Below are 15,285 nucleotides of genomic sequence, written 5' to 3'. Positions count from 1 at the left end.
ATCTATCGATATAAGTCTAAAGACATTATATCTGCAACTATGTAAAATAGCACGAAAAAGTGCTATTCGCTAATTGTTATAAAATGTACTATAATGTTCTGCGTTATGTAACTTTGCTTGGGTAAAGCAAAGTTACATAACAATAGTTTTCTCAAAAAATTCTCTTCAAAAGGATTCTTTAAAAAGTTAATGGAACACTCTTTTTACGAAACGACGATAGGAGAGTAGTGGAATGTGTGTGGAATGGGAATAATAATTACTAATACTCAATTTCAATGCTCTCTGTTAATGGAATACTCTGACAACTTAAAATATAACCTTGTTCAACTTCTTTGTCAGTTAATGCCAGATTATTTTTCATGTGTATTTTACCAGATTTTAGTTTACACATACAAGTAGAACAAACACCACCTTCACAGGAATAAGGCGGTTTTTTTCCTGCATCAATAAGCGTTCTTAAAACAGTTTTCCCTTTAGGAATAGAGACTTGAATAGTTTCTCCATTAAGATTTGCAGTTAATTTTGCATTTTCAAAAGCTTCTGTAGTATCCTTTGAAGCATTAGCACCAAAACTTTCAATAAATATGCGTTCGTCTGGAACATCAATAGTCTTTAATGCTTTTTTAGTATTCTCAATCATAGTTCCTGGGCCACAAATGTAATATTCAGTGTTTTGGGCATAAAGAGGATATTCATTTATAAACCATTTTACCGCTTCTGCATCTACACGTCCTTTTCTAAAAATATGCTCGTTTGAAGTTTTCCATAAATCACTCCAACTACTTTTTGGACGACTTAAAGTATATTCTAAAATAAATCGATCTCCATATTTTTCTTGTAGCGCATCTAATTCTTGTTTAAACATAATAGATTCTTCAGTTCTATTTCCATAAATCATATAGACATAACTGCGCGCTTCAGTAAATAATACAGTTCGAAGAATGGACAAAATAGGCGTAATCCCACTTCCTGCTGAAAACAGATAATATGTCTTGTAATTGTCTTTCTTTACATCCGCAAAAAAACGTCCATCTGGAGGCATTACGTCAACCAAATCACCAACTTTTATGTTATCGTTTATATGGTTGGAGACTAACCCATCTTTTACTCGTTTTACACCAACTCTTAATGGTTCTTCCAAAGCAGGCGAACTACACAATGAGTATGAACGACGTACTTCTTCTCCATTAATATTAAATTTTAAAGTTAAATATTGACCTGGTTTATAGTTAAAGGTTTCATACAATTCCATAGGAACATCAAATGCAATAGATGTTGCATGTTTCGTTTCTTTTTTAACTTCAAGTACTTTTAGTTGATGAAAATTAGCCATTATTTATTTGTTTGTTTTTCAATCCATTCTTTTACTATACTTTGAAACTTACTTACAGCAAATTCTCCTTTTTTTGCTTGAGCACCAACACTAAATAGTGGTGAACTTAAAGACTTTTGCTGTTGTTCGCAAGCATAAACATCTTCTGCCATAAAATCTCCTGATGCCATTGGGTCACTTGCATCTCCTTCATATTTACCTTTATTGCCTATGGTTTTCCAAACTTTACTAGTCATAGATTTTGTGTATTGTTTGGTATATTCCCATTCGCTAACATTCATTGTTTTTGAACGAATTACCACCAAGGTTCTATCTGGTGCTAATGGAATAGCGTGAAATGTATTCCAAGCACTTTCACTTTCTGTAATGCCTATATTAGGAAATAACCAAGGCACATAAGCGCCCATTTTATCTTCTGGCATTTTATCTATTAATGGAAAAGGTGATGCATTCTTTACGTCAGCTAAATATTCAGGAACTAAAGGTTCATAAAAATGATAATGTGGTCCTGCCCAACCAAATTCTGCTTTAGCATGATCATACATATTTAAGGTGCCTTCATGTAAATGTGCTAGGTGATATTGATCGATATAGTTTTCGACTATAATTTTCCAGTTGGCATTAATTTCTTTGGTGTAAAAAGGCTCGCCCTTTTTTTCTTGATATTCAATTAATTCCTCTGGAATATGTGGGCCAAGATATGGTTCTACTTCTCCAAAAAACGTCATAATATTCGGCGCATCTTTTTCTGGATGTACAAATAACATACCTTTAAAAATATCTACAGATGCTTCGTGAAGATTAAGTCCACATTCGTGTAATTCTTTATTACATAAATCTGGAAATTCTTCTTCTTTTTTCGGTATACTAACTAGTTTTCCTTCTAAATTATAAGTCCAATCATGATATGGGCAGGTTATTGCTTTTTGACCTTTACCAACTGCGCGTAATAATTGTGTACCTCTATGGCGACACATATTATGAAAAGCACGCAAACGATTATCTCTACCTTTTACAATGAAAATATTATTTAATCCAGCTTGTACAGAAATGTAATCTCCAGGATTTGCAACATCCTCAACAAAACCTGCAAATTGCCAAGTTTTACTAAAAATGTGTTTTTGTTCTAAATTATACCATTCTTGAGATGTGTATGCATCTACCGGAAGTTCGTGCATCATATTTTGTTTTTTCATAATTTTAAAATTTAATGAGCACCACTCATGTTTAATCCAACAATACCAATAATAATTAATGCAATAGAGCCAATTTTTAATGCTGAAAAACTATCACCAAAAACAAAATATCCAATTATAGCCAAGATAGAAATTCCAATTCCAGACCAAATAGCATATACGGTTCCTAACTCAAAATATTTCATTGCATATTGCAATAAGCCAAAACATATAATATAAGCTACCCATACTGTAATTGTCCAGTAGGTAGCATATTTACCACCTTGCGAAGCCATTTTCATAGCTGTTGTTCCTAAAACTTCAAAAGCTATTGAAGCTAATAAATACATCCATTTCATAAGTAATCTGTTTTAATCTGTTGTATTTCTTGTCCAAGTTTCTGTGTACGGTTGTTTTTCAACAGTCATTAATGCTTCCAAAGTATTTTCATTTTTCAAAGTAAAAACCACCTTGTAAAAACTGCCATCTGGTAAATACATTTTTCCATTTATATATTTTCCGTCTTTAAATTCTATGTCTGTTAAGAAATAATCTTCTTTTTTCTTATCGCCTTTATATTCTGTGCTACCATCATTATAGTAATGTACTTTTCCGAAGAACTTCTTGTCGTTTTCTACTATTTCATAAATAGCTTGATAGTAATCATTTTTAACATCCCAAACACCCACGATTTTATGGTCTTGTGCACAAGAATTAAATGTGAGTGCTAAGAAAAGAAGTGTCAATATTAATTTAAAATATTTCATGGTTTTTTGATTTTAACGTGTACAAAGGTGCTAGAGTTTTTAGGTTTTATTTTTGACATAAATCAAAAAACAGCTAAGTAGTCTGCTATAGAGTATAATGCTAATACAGCCCAAATAACAACCATAAACCAATATAGTTTTGGTGTTTCATTTTTAGTTACTGATTCTACAAAATGTATTTCGCCACTTTGTATAACATGAATTAAACCAAGAAATATAAAAATGGCCCAAAACCAATTCCAGTCTAAAATAATAGCGAAAGCCATTAATAATAGGGCTATTATGGTTTTCCACTTTTTCATATTAATAATAGAATTGATTATAATCTATAAACAATGTAGAAATGGAATATGCAGCCATTAAAACCCAACTTACAATAATTATCCAATAGAGTAGCGGACTTTCCTTTTTTTCGACAGGTTCAATAAAATAGGTGATTCCTGTTCGTATGTCTGGAACTACCCAAAGCAAAAATAAAATTCCCCAAGCCCAAGTCAAATTCATAAGCATTGCTATATACATTAGAATAAGCGCAATTATAGTTCGCCATTTAATAGTTTTTTTCATGTATTACGATTTTACATTATTAAAGGTTATACCAAATCTGTTTAGCATTTTTTTCTCCATAGTCCAGAAAAAATGAAACTGACCGAATATCCATCCGTATAATACTAAAAATAGTTGGTAGAAAATAAAACTTAAAACAATAAAAAGAGGGTAATACATAAAAGCATTTAGGTTTTCTAAAGTGATTCCTATAAACTTTAAAATTGGCCTTCCTATGGCTATGGATGAAGAACCTGTAATGGAAAAAACAAAAAAGATAACTATAAGTTGCCAAGGTTTTTCAATATTCCATCGTGTCATTAATTTATTCATATTCTATATTTTTTTAGATGCTGCAAATCTATAAGCTCTTTTAAAATTTGGATTTGACTTATATCAAAAAAACCAAAATTACACATCAAAATATGATTTTGACATAGGTCAAAAAAAAACATCTATCCTCACAATAGATTTGCCCTAAGAAACAAAACAATGAAAAAACAAGTATGTGCAATTCTATTAATTATCACCTTCTCCTGCTCTAAAAGTGCACCGGAGTTACTAGGAGTATGGCAAGTAAAAAGCAACTATTATAAAGCTACATATTCCATAATTAACGAGAACGATTCTATTAAGGCGAAAGTACTGTATTATAACGATGGTACTACCATTTTAAGAAAAGAAGATAAGAACACATTTTATGTTTTTGAAAACTTAAAACCATCTAATAATGGATATGTAGACGCAGTTTCTGGTGCAACAAAAACCAATGAAATAAAACCAAATATTGAACTTCAGAGTTTACATAAAGATACCCTAGAAGTTATTACATATTTAAGAAATAAACCATTAAAAGAGGTTTGGATTAGAATTAATAAATAACAATAATACATGAAAAAAACGATTCAATTTTTAAGTTTTACTGCTGTTTTATCAGCATTAATTATAGGGTGTTCTACAGAGGATATTCGAAATATCTCAGGACCAAATGGAGGAGAGGTTACTCCACCTGAAACAACCGAAGTTATTCCTGTGGATATCAATATAGATGGGTTTGATTTTATGGAAAAAATGCAAGGACATTGGGTTGGCAATAACTTAGTAATTAATGACGAGTACCCATTTTTTGCTTGGGATTATAGAGCCATTTCTCCATCACACACCTTTGGTATTCATGAAGGTGGCTCGGCAGGTAATTTATTGACTTCTTTCTTTGTTACCAATTTTAAAGGAAAACGAACCATTATGGCCAGAAATGGTGGTTTACTAAACGGCATTTATAGAACCAGTTACTTTGTTTTAGATAAAGTTGAAAATAGAAATAACGGTCGTTATTATAGATTAGTCGATGCCATTGGAGGTGATGGTATTATGTACATGGAATTACGCTTTCCAAATAGTACAGATAGCTTATATTTTAACTCTTACACTAGTGGTTTAGGAAATAGACTTCCTAATAGACATATGACCTTTAAAGGTAAACGAATGCATTTGGAATTAGCAGAAACTGCTGCTACTGCTACTGGTTACCCTCAAAATATAGTTGATACTGGTCTAGATTTCGCCAATGGATTTAACACAGATTATTTGTATGTAAAGGAAGGATTAACCGAAGCCAATTCTGCCACATTTTTAGCTGTACAAGAAACCAATAATATTTTTGAATTAGCACCACAATCGGGTGACCCTTATATCATAACAGACCATCCACAACTAGGCTATTTGCAAGTAGATATTGAGCGAGGAACGATACCAACCAATCAAAGTTTATTGCTGTTTTTATCAAGAGATCCTTTTACTGATGCAAATGGCTATTTCACATCAAATCTTGGTGCTTATAATACCGCTTTACATTACCCAATACTGTCTATTGAAGAAAATCAGTTTTTAATGACCTATATGCATCCTGGTACTTACTATGTAACTGTTGTTGCAGATACGGATGGTGATTTTTCTATTTCTGAAGGTGATATAACTCACACACAACGCATGATTACTATAGAACCTTTAGGAGAACAACAAATAACAATTGATAATATAACAATTCAAAACTAAACTAAAAATGTATAAAAATATATTCAAAATTGTATTGCTAGCACTTGTTTTAGGAATTCAAAGTTGTACTACCGCTGTTATTGATAAAGGTAATAAAAATACATTGCCACCAATTAATAAAACGGTTACATATCAAACAGATATTAAATCCATAATGACCAATAATTGCATTACTTGTCATGCTGGTCCAGCACCTAATGCAGGACTAGATTTGTCTAATTATCAAAATACAAGATATTCTGCAGCACAAGGAAATTTGGTTGCTAGAATGAATAGTGCTACAAACCCAATGCCACCAAGTGGTACATTATCACCACAAACACTTCAAATAATAGATAAGTGGATTATAGATAACCTTCCTGAAAATTAAAACTAAAATTTATACTATGAAATATATATTAATACTTGTGCTTTTTGTTTCAAATATGGCAACAGCACAAAAACACTTCACCAAAACGGGATTAACCACATTTAAAGCTTCGGTTGATACTTTTGAACCTATTGAAGCAAAAAATGAGAGTACCACAGTAATTTTAAATACAGAAACAGGTGCCATTGCCGCACTACTTTTTGTAAAAGCATTTCATTTTGAAATAGCCTTAATGCAAGAGCATTTTAATGAAAATTATATGGATTCTGATAAGTTTCCAAAAGCAACTTTTAAAGGGCAGCTTATCGATTTTAATATGAAGCATTTGTCTTCTGAAGATAAAGAATTTCAATTGAAAGGTACTTTAACTATACGCGGAAAGGATAAATTAATTGCTACTGTGGCTAAGTTAAAAAAACAGCATAATAAAATAGTTATTACTTCAAATTTAACTGTGAAACCAGAAGAATTCGATATTAAAATACCTGGTATTGTTCGTGATAAAATTGCAAAATCGATAAACCTAAATCTTCATTATGAGCTTGTTGAAAAAAAATAAATTTATTCTAATATTCTTGTTTTTCATCCTTGTTCTGGGAGGGTATTCTGCTTATAAATACACCTACAAACCACATCCATCTTTAGCTGAGAAAACCGTAGCATTTTCAGGTTCTGCTGAAGATTTTTCAGAAAAAGTTAAAACCGATGATGTTAAATGGCAAGACGTAGTTGTTGAATTAACAGGAATAATCACCCAAATAGATATTAAAGGCATTACCCTGAACAACAATATATATTGCCAATTAGAACATAGCAAAGCAATATCAACATTACAGAAAGGGAAAATCATTACTATTAAAGCAAGAATGATAGGCTATGACGACCTTTTAGAAGAAATAAAATTAGACCAAACCATTATAAAATAGAGAATTAATGAAGTATTATTTATTAGCAATATCCATAACATTTCTAGGCATAAACACTTTAATTGCTCAAGAAGATTTATTAAATGAATTAGAACAAGAAACCAAAGAAGAATCTTACGAGCAACCTGCTTTTAAAGCTATGAAAATTGGAAATTTACAATCTACTAAAGTTGCAGCAAAAGGCGATATGTATATGTATGTTTCGCATCGTTTTGGCACGCTAAAGGATGGTTTAACCACTTTTTTTGGTTTCGATAATGCCAACACTAAAATTCAATTGGTATATGGTATTTATGATGGTGTTCAAATAGGATTAGCAAGAGAATCGATAAGAAAAACATATTCATCGCATATAAAAGCAAAAATAATCGGGCAATCTAAAGATTTTCCAGTCAACATTGTTGGATATGCAACAGCAAATATTAGAACAGATTTAAGAAAGGAACAATACCCATTATTAGAATTTGGAGATAGAATGACTTATGCGACACAGTTATTAGTTTCTAGACGATTTAGTAATCATTTTTCTTTTGAATTAGCACCAACCTATGTCAGACAAAACTTGGTTTTAGAACCTTTTCAGAAACACAATCAAATAGCTTTAGGTGCTGGCGGACGTTTAAAAGTAAGTAAGCGCATGTCTGTAAACGTAGATTATGTATACAATTTTAGCAGACACAAAAACTCTATTTATAACAATCCATTAACTTTTGGGTTGGATATTGAAACTGGCGGACACGTTTTTCAGTTATTATTCTCGAATGCGCAATCTACTAACGAACCAGGATTTATTAGCAATGCAGAAGGAAAGTGGTTTGAAGATGTGTTTTTTGGGTTTAATATTGTAAGAGTATTTTAATTAGAATCCCTAACTATTCTATTAGAATAAGGCTTGCATTAATTATGCAAGCCTTTTTTATTTCCCCTAATTCTACTTAAAGTTTCTTGAGAAATGCCTAGCATAGAGGCTATATGTCCAAGATTTGCACGTTGCGTAATTGTTGGAAAAGCAGAAGTTAACAAAGCGTATTTTTCTTTAGCCGATAAAAAGTAATAACCCTTAAAAAAATCATCAATTAACGCCATTTGTTCTTCTAAAATTAATCTACCAAATCGTTCTAAAATTGGATATTTTAAATACAGTTCTTGCCATTGATTATAAGACAATGAAATTAAAATAGAATCTTCTGTGGTTTCAATATATTCAGATGCAGGTTTTCTTAAAATATAACTATGCCATGAGGTGATCATTGAATTTTCTGGATATATCCAGTAGGTAATATCTTTAGCATCTTGATAATGATAGGTTCTTACTGTCCCTTTTTCTATAAAGTACAAACGCTCGCAGGTTTTACCTTCTTTCAATAATAAATGTCCTTTGCTCGCATTTTCAAGTAAAGCTAAATTAAAAATGTCTTTTTCAGCTTCAATAGAAAGGTTGATATATTGTTTTATATATTTTATAAATTCTTCCATAAATCAAAAATATGAAAGTCTGTTTGAAATGACCTCATAAAATTTTGGTAAAACAATGGGAGAGTGCAACGTAATATTTTAGGGGTTTAGAAATATCGTTTCTTAAGAGTTTTAATTTTGCAATGAATTTCAAAAACAGTCTTGACAAGTTACAATGCTTCCTAAAATATAGTGAAACGAAACGTAATTGTTTCCAAAATTATATTCAGTCTTGATATTTTTGTATCTTTTTTTATCAAGAAAAAAAAGATAAGAATGAAAAGATTGAAAGCTCAAAAGTATAAATGCTATTTTACATAATATTGATAGTTACTATTTAGAAAAGTTTAATGGAAAGACTAAACGAGCAATTGTATAGAAATTTTAAAGCGAGGATGATGTCGTTGGAAAATTTTATACTGTTGCGTGAAGCTTACTAAATGTTAATGAGATTTTTTACAACGAGGATATCAATGCAATTTCTACATTTAATTAGAAACTAAAAGGTTTTGCTTTTTTGGCGTTGGCAAGCGATGGATAATTTACATAACGTCTAATTATAGCTACAAATGTTTTTAAACGCTGCGAAGCAAACCGCTTATTAGTATAATGACCCAAGTAACAATTAATCTTATGAAAACAAATGCTTCTGGGATATTTTACATAATACTACATTATAGCTATCAAATGGAAACAACTGCTTAAACAATATAATGAACATTTGTATTATAATTTATATTATGTAAAATAGAATATTTCATAACATCTTCTATTGTTAAAATACATGATAAATAGTTTTATTCGGAATTATGAAACTATATACTATAAATCAATTGCTCAAATTAAAAAGTAATATTCTATGAAGTTAATTTTTATACTATAAACTGTAAATAGAATACTTTATTTAAATTTCGTTTTTAAAACAATATTTAAAGTTAAACCCAGAATAATTAAAATTATACCAACTAAGCTAATTAGCGTATAGATTTCTTGTAACCAAATGGCTCCAATTATCATTGTAAATACAACTTCAATATATTTTAAAGGTGCAACTTGATTAATTTCGGCATTTTGTAAAGCTTTAGTCATGTATAGTTGTCCAAAATAACCAAAGATTCCTAAGCTTAGCAGTAAAATCCATTCCATACCTTGTGGATTTGTCCAATGGTTTATACTTAACAGGCCTCCAATGATTGCAGAAATAATCATAAAATAATTTACTACAACTATGGGATGATCATGGCTTCCAATTTTACGGATTATAATATAAACTAATCCAGTAAAAACAGCAGATAATAATGCATATAACAAGCCTAAAGTATCAATATTATTATCAAATCCTTTTAATATAACAACTCCCATAAAGGCTATAAAAAAACATATCCATTGAAAGTATTTGATATGTTCTTTTAGTAAAAATATTGCAAAAAAAGCTGCAAATATGGGAGAAATATACCTAATGGATACTGCAGATCCCATGGATAGATGATTAAGAGACATAAAAAATAATGTCATAGCAATACAGCCAACTACTCCTCTAGCAATTAATAAACCTTTTTTATTTCCTAAAAAATTTATCTTGTTTTTTAGTAAAAACGGAACAGTAAAAAATAAGGTCCCAATGGATCTAAAAAATACCACTTGATTTACATTAAAATGGCTAGATTGTTTGACTAAAACATTTAATAGTGCAAATCCTAATGCACTGATAGTCATATAAAATATTGCTTTTTTTTGCATACTTTTATTATTTAGACTTTCATATTTAGTCATATATTAAAAGCAGCCTGTTTAGAAGCTGCTTTATAGTGCAAATATACTTGTAAATGCTAAATTTATAGGTAGTAAAACTTTACTTTTTAAGCGTTTTAATAATATTAATTGCTGTTTTTGTAAGGTTAGTAATGGTGTCTAAATCATAGTTACCATCTTTATCTTTTGCTATTAGTTTTGAGCCTATACCAACACACGTTACTCCTGCATTAAACCAAGATTCTAAACTTTGTTGTGTAGGTTCTACTCCTCCAGTTGGCATAATACTAGTCCAACTACATGGTCCTTTTATTGCTTTTACATAACTTGGATTGTAAGCATTACCAGGAAATAATTTTACTATTTCACAACCTAACTCTTCTGCTCTAGCTATTTCTGTTAATGTTGCACAACCTGCAGACCATAATACTTTTCTGCGATTGCATACTAAAGCAATATCCTCTCTTAATACTGGTGTTACAATAAAATTTGCTCCTAATTGCATATATAATGATGCAGCTGCAGCATCTGTAATTGAGCCAACACCTAAAATCATTCCAGGTAAATTAGCAATAGCATATTTGTTTAGTGCTGCAAAGGTTTCAAAAGCAAAGTCTCCTCTACTTGTAAACTCTAAAAGTCTTGCACCACCATCGTAACATGCTTTTAATATTTTTTTACTGACTTCTATGTCTTCATTATAAAATAAAGGAACTAAGCCTGTCTTTTGCATTACTGATGCAACTTCTATTCTTGAATATTGTGCCATGTTATTGTTTTTTATCTTGAAACTTTTCCTGATGAATCACCACTTAATAATTTTTCTATGTCACTAAGTGTTACTAAATTAAGGTCACCAGAAATAGTATGTTTTAAACAGCAAGCTGCTACTGCTATATTTAATGCTTTTTGTTTATCTGTATCGTCATTTACTAAACCATAAATTAATCCACCCATAAATGCATCTCCACTTCCTACCCTATCTACAACAGGAGTTACCTCTTTAACATCTGCATTATAAATTGTTTTTCCGTCATATAATACGCCTCCAATACGTTGGTGCGATGCACTAACCGAATATCTTAATGTAGTCGCTACAGTTTTTAAATTAGGACATAATTTAAATAATTGGTCGTATAAAGCTGGCAACGATTTTTCGTTTTGATAATTAGGGTCTACTTTATCTTTACCTAACATAAAAAATGCAGTATCAATATCGCCTAAAATTACATCACTATATTTTAAAAGTTCTGGCATGATTTGATCTGGAGTCTTACCATATTGCCATAATTTGGATCTATAATTTAAATCTGAAGAAATTGTAATCCCTAATTTATTAGCAACTTTTAAGGCGATTAAACACTCATCTGCAGCAGATTGAGATATTGCAGGTGTAATACCACTCCAATGAAACCAAGTCGCATCTTTTAAGACCGCTTCCCAATCTATGGATCCAGTTTGAATAGTTGACATAGAACTGTGAGCTCTATCATAAACCACATTACTACCACGTGTACCTGCTCCAGTTTCTAAATAATAAATACCTAGACGATCACCTCCATAAATTATGTTTTTAGAATCGACATTAAATTTGCGCATCTCTTTAAGTGCACAAGCGCCAATTTCGTTATCAGGTAATCGGGTTACAAATTCAACAGGAATACCATAATTTGCTAATGATACTGCTACATTAAATTCTCCACCACCATAAGAGGCAGCAAATGTTTTTGCTTGAGAAAACCGCAAATGACGTTCTGTTGAAAGTCTAAGCATTATTTCTCCGAATGTGACAATTTTACTCATTTTATAAATTTGATTACTATTCTATTAATTGTATTAAAAGCCAGATTGTTTTGCTTAAATCTATTGTATTACCGTGAAGATAATCAATTGACTAAACAAAACAATCTGACTTTATAAATTTAGGTTATTAAATACCTAATGCTTGACCACCACCAATTTGGATAGTTTCTGCTGTGATAAATGAAGCATCCTTACTTGCTAAGAATGAAATTACACCTGCTACATCTTCTGGCTGACCTAATCTACCTAACATAATATTATTTGCCCAAGATGCAAATACTTCTGGCTTAGTCGCTTTAATTTGTGCATGAAAAGGTGTATCAATTGTACCTGGAGATACAGCATTAACACGTATTCCGTATTCTGCTAAATCTTTAGCTAATGCTCTTGTAATGGCATGCACACCTGCTTTAGACGTACCATAAATTCCTGCTCCTGGTCCACCTGCAGTCCATCCTGCATTTGATGTATAGTTTATTATTGAAGGATGTTCTCCTTTTTTAAGAAAAGGAATTGCAGCTCTAGAAGCAAAAAATACAGAGTCTAAGTTTAATGCCATTACGTTCCTGTAAAACTCAGTTGTCATTTCTTCAAATCTAGAACGACCACCTAATCCACCTGCATTATTAACAAGTACATCAATACGACCATATTTTTCTCCAATTTTAACGATGTTTTCTGTTACTTGGGCTTCACTTGTAACATCAAAACCGTAATATTCTGCAGTGATACCTAAACCTACTAATTCTTTTAGTTTTTCAGCTCCAGCTGCATCATCAATACCGTTTAAGATTACAGTATAGCCATCTTTTCCTAATCGTTTTGCTACTTCAAAACCAATTCCACCTGTGGCTCCTGTTACTATAGCTACTTTTCCGTTTGTATTACTCATTTCTAATTGTTTTTATTGTTGTTATTCTATATTTAAAAATCTATATGCTTAATTAATTACTGGGTTTTAAAGGTTCTATTTTAGGACATAATATCCAAATAGCCAATAATGCAATTATTGCTAAAGCGCCTCCTATTAAAAAAGCGGGAGTATAATTACCTCCTGTTGTTATAAACGTTACTAAAAGAGTTAATCCTGCAGCACCTAATTTTGCAGCCATACCAGCAAAACCTGATAATGTTCCTACTATTTTTCCTCCAAACATATCACTAGGTAACGTTTGGATATTTCCGATTGCTATTTGAAATCCAAAAAGTAACACTGCCATTATAATTACTGCAGTTGTAGCAGATCCTGGTGCTTTAAGTAAAAAGAAACAAGGAATCATAATCAAACATCCTAATGTAATTACCATTTTTCTAGTTTTATCCACTGACCAACCTGCTGTTAATCTATTTTGCGCTATCAGACCACCAGCCCAAGCACCAATCATAGCACCAACGTAAGGTAACCAAGCAGAAAATGCGATTTCTTTAACGTTTAATCCAAAGACTTCAGATAAATAAATTGGTATCCATACTATAAATAACCACCATATAGGATCTAATGCTGCTGATGCAATAATTACTCCCCAACTTTCTTTATGTTTAAGAAGTTGTGCAGTTGTTGGTACATAACCATCATCGTAATTTCCGTCTTCATCTAAGTCTTGATTTTTTTGTCCAGAAAGAATGTATTTTCTTTCATCCTCAGATAACCATGGATGTGTTTTTGGTCCTGACTTTACAATGTATAACCAAGGGATTAACCATAATAATCCAAGAGCACCTACAACTATAAATATAGCTTTCCACTCTAAATAAGCAGATAATAATCCTATAACAGGATAGGCTACAATACCTCCAATTGCAGCTCCAGAATTAAATACGCCTTGTGCTAAAGCACGCTCTTTAGTAGGAAACCACTCTGCATTTGCTTTAGCTGCTCCTGGCCAATTACCGGCTTCAGCTAAACCTAATATTGATCTAAAAATTGAAAAACTTAGCATACCTTGTGCAAATGCATGAAACATAGTTGCTATAGACCACACACCTATTGAAAGTGCAAATCCCATTCTGGTACCAATCCAATCAAAGATTTTACCAAACAATGCCTGACCACCAGCATATGATAATATAAAAACTGTTGATATCGTTCCAAATATTAACTTATGTCCATCTTGATCCATGTCTGGAAATAGATCTTTAGCAATTTCAGGCCAAAGTGCTCCAAAAGCTTGTCTGTCTATGTAGTTAACAACTGCAGCCAAAGCTACAAGTCCAACTACCCACCATCTAAGTCCTTTTAATTTCATGTTTTTTTTAATTTAAAAAAATAAAAGTCTAAACCGAATAACAAGTAACTACTCATTATCAGTTGATTAACTTAATTTATATTGTTTTTGATTGAAAATAATTTGAGAATTAACGATCTTAAATTATCATCTGTTTATTTTATAAGTTATAACAGTATTTATACAGTTCGTTAAAGTGATTTTTCATTGCTTGTTTAGCTTCAATTGGGTCTTGATTTTTAATTGCTTCAAAAATTAATTCGTGTTCTTTAATAGCTGTTTGAGATAGATTTTTATCACAAACATGATACTTTTCAAAATTTGTAATTATTTCTGGAGTGATGATTAACATAAAAGTATTCATTGTACTATTTCTACTAGCTCTTGCAATAGCTAAGTGAAATAACAAATCTTCTTGAACTGCATCTTCTTTATTAATTACTTTATTTTTATAAGCATCTAAGGCAGATTTCATTTTTTCTAAATCTTCATCTGTACGTCTTAAAGCTGCTAATCTAACCGTTTTTAATTCTAACAAAATTCGGGTTTCGACTAACGATTTAAAATCAGGATCCTCTAATCTTAAAATATCTTCTATCATACCATTAAGTGCTATGACTCCAATATTTGCTACAAATGTTCCGCTTTGCGGAATTGATTTTAACAGACCATAAAATTCTAATTTTTGAATGGCTTCCCTTACACTACTTCTAGAAACTTCAAACATTTCTGATAACATTCGTTCAGCTGGCAATTTATCTCCAGGTTCAAGATTTTTTTTATTAATTAAATCTCTGATGTTAGCAATTATTGTCTTCTGAATATTAAAATTTTCGTTTTTTGTAAGGATTTCCAATTTCATATAAATAACATTTTAT

Annotated in this window: 20 protein-coding genes; 6 read left to right on the top strand and 14 right to left on the bottom strand. The window is 31.2% G+C overall.

Going from position 1 to position 15,285, the window contains the following annotated elements; all coding sequences use genetic code 11:
- Positions 1–259 precede the first annotated feature (259 nt).
- The 7 genes from B2989_RS05600 to B2989_RS05570 form a co-directional block, all read right to left on the bottom strand.
- Positions 260–1,333, bottom strand: a complete 1,074-nt coding sequence (locus tag B2989_RS05600) for a ferredoxin--NADP reductase (RefSeq protein WP_292945391.1) — start codon at positions 1,331–1,333, stop codon at positions 260–262.
- Positions 1,333–2,529 carry an aromatic ring-hydroxylating oxygenase subunit alpha gene (locus B2989_RS05595; protein ID WP_292945388.1) on the bottom strand — a complete coding sequence of 399 codons (1,197 nt, stop codon included), beginning with the start codon at positions 2,527–2,529 and terminating at the stop codon, positions 1,333–1,335. The genes B2989_RS05600 and B2989_RS05595 overlap by 1 nt, the downstream gene beginning before the upstream one ends.
- Before the next feature lie 11 nt (positions 2,530–2,540).
- On the bottom strand, positions 2,541–2,867 hold the full coding sequence (locus B2989_RS05590; RefSeq protein WP_292945385.1) for a DMT family transporter: 327 nt from the start codon (positions 2,865–2,867) through the stop codon (positions 2,541–2,543).
- A gap of 12 nt (positions 2,868–2,879) precedes the next feature.
- On the bottom strand, positions 2,880–3,254 hold the full coding sequence (locus tag B2989_RS05585) for a DUF2147 domain-containing protein (RefSeq protein WP_292945382.1): 375 nt from the start codon (positions 3,252–3,254) through the stop codon (positions 2,880–2,882).
- An 83-nt stretch (positions 3,255–3,337) separates the two neighbouring features.
- Positions 3,338–3,577 (bottom strand): hypothetical protein, encoded by a 240-nt coding sequence (locus B2989_RS05580; RefSeq protein ID WP_292945379.1) that lies wholly within the window; start codon positions 3,575–3,577, stop codon positions 3,338–3,340.
- Between the two features lies 1 nt (position 3,578).
- Positions 3,579–3,842 (bottom strand): hypothetical protein, encoded by a 264-nt coding sequence (locus B2989_RS05575; protein ID WP_292945376.1) that lies wholly within the window; start codon positions 3,840–3,842, stop codon positions 3,579–3,581.
- Between the two features lie 3 nt (positions 3,843–3,845).
- Positions 3,846–4,154: a DUF6787 family protein gene (locus B2989_RS05570; protein ID WP_292945373.1), complete on the bottom strand. Its 309-nt coding sequence runs from the start codon at positions 4,152–4,154 to the stop codon at positions 3,846–3,848.
- A 159-nt stretch (positions 4,155–4,313) separates the two neighbouring features.
- On the opposite strand from B2989_RS05570, the gene B2989_RS05565 reads away from it, so the two are divergent.
- From B2989_RS05565 to B2989_RS05540, 6 genes are read left to right on the top strand one after another with little or no spacing between them, the layout of a single operon-like run.
- On the top strand, positions 4,314–4,703 hold the full coding sequence (locus B2989_RS05565) for a hypothetical protein (protein ID WP_292945370.1): 390 nt from the start codon (positions 4,314–4,316) through the stop codon (positions 4,701–4,703).
- Positions 4,704–4,712: 9 nt separating this feature from the next.
- The gene (locus B2989_RS05560) at positions 4,713–5,876 is read left to right on the top strand and encodes a hypothetical protein (RefSeq protein ID WP_292945367.1); all 1,164 of its coding nucleotides are present in this window, start codon (positions 4,713–4,715) and stop codon (positions 5,874–5,876) included.
- Positions 5,877–5,883: 7 nt separating this feature from the next.
- Entirely contained in the window at positions 5,884–6,246 is a 363-nt protein-coding gene (locus B2989_RS05555) for a hypothetical protein (RefSeq protein WP_292945364.1), read from the top strand.
- Positions 6,247–6,262: 16 nt separating this feature from the next.
- Complete coding sequence (locus B2989_RS05550) at positions 6,263–6,805, top strand: YceI family protein (RefSeq protein ID WP_292945362.1); 543 nt, start codon at positions 6,263–6,265, stop codon at positions 6,803–6,805.
- Positions 6,806–6,821: 16 nt separating this feature from the next.
- Positions 6,822–7,172: a hypothetical protein gene (locus B2989_RS05545; protein WP_292945359.1), complete on the top strand. Its 351-nt coding sequence runs from the start codon at positions 6,822–6,824 to the stop codon at positions 7,170–7,172.
- A gap of 7 nt (positions 7,173–7,179) precedes the next feature.
- Positions 7,180–8,031: a DUF5777 family beta-barrel protein gene (locus B2989_RS05540; protein ID WP_292945356.1), complete on the top strand. Its 852-nt coding sequence runs from the start codon at positions 7,180–7,182 to the stop codon at positions 8,029–8,031.
- A 38-nt stretch (positions 8,032–8,069) separates the two neighbouring features.
- Here B2989_RS05540 and B2989_RS05535 read toward each other — a convergent pair whose 3' ends face one another.
- From B2989_RS05535 to B2989_RS05505, 7 genes are all read right to left on the bottom strand, one after another.
- Entirely contained in the window at positions 8,070–8,648 is a 579-nt protein-coding gene (locus tag B2989_RS05535; protein ID WP_292945353.1) for a Crp/Fnr family transcriptional regulator, read from the bottom strand.
- An 879-nt stretch (positions 8,649–9,527) separates the two neighbouring features.
- Positions 9,528–10,400 carry a DMT family transporter gene (locus B2989_RS05530; protein ID WP_292945350.1) on the bottom strand — a complete coding sequence of 291 codons (873 nt, stop codon included), beginning with the start codon at positions 10,398–10,400 and terminating at the stop codon, positions 9,528–9,530.
- 79 nt (positions 10,401–10,479) lie between these two features.
- Positions 10,480–11,148 carry a bifunctional 4-hydroxy-2-oxoglutarate aldolase/2-dehydro-3-deoxy-phosphogluconate aldolase gene (locus B2989_RS05525; protein ID WP_145001704.1) on the bottom strand — a complete coding sequence of 223 codons (669 nt, stop codon included), beginning with the start codon at positions 11,146–11,148 and terminating at the stop codon, positions 10,480–10,482.
- Between the two features lie 11 nt (positions 11,149–11,159).
- A complete protein-coding gene (locus B2989_RS05520; protein WP_292945346.1) occupies positions 11,160–12,182 on the bottom strand; it encodes a sugar kinase in 1,023 nt (340 codons plus the stop codon).
- 127 nt (positions 12,183–12,309) lie between these two features.
- Complete coding sequence (locus tag B2989_RS05515; RefSeq protein ID WP_145001706.1) at positions 12,310–13,074, bottom strand: SDR family NAD(P)-dependent oxidoreductase; 765 nt, start codon at positions 13,072–13,074, stop codon at positions 12,310–12,312.
- 52 nt (positions 13,075–13,126) lie between these two features.
- Positions 13,127–14,428, bottom strand: coding sequence for an MFS transporter (locus B2989_RS05510; RefSeq protein ID WP_292945341.1), 1,302 nt, complete (start codon positions 14,426–14,428; stop codon positions 13,127–13,129).
- A gap of 139 nt (positions 14,429–14,567) precedes the next feature.
- Positions 14,568–15,269, bottom strand: coding sequence for a FadR/GntR family transcriptional regulator (locus B2989_RS05505; RefSeq protein ID WP_145001708.1), 702 nt, complete (start codon positions 15,267–15,269; stop codon positions 14,568–14,570).
- Positions 15,270–15,285 lie beyond the last annotated feature (16 nt).

The organism is Olleya sp. UBA1516 (assembly GCF_002323495.1).
Lineage (GTDB): Bacteria > Bacteroidota > Bacteroidia > Flavobacteriales > Flavobacteriaceae > Olleya.
Note: the sequence above shows the minus strand (reverse complement) of the source record. Positions and strands in the feature narration are given on the sequence as shown.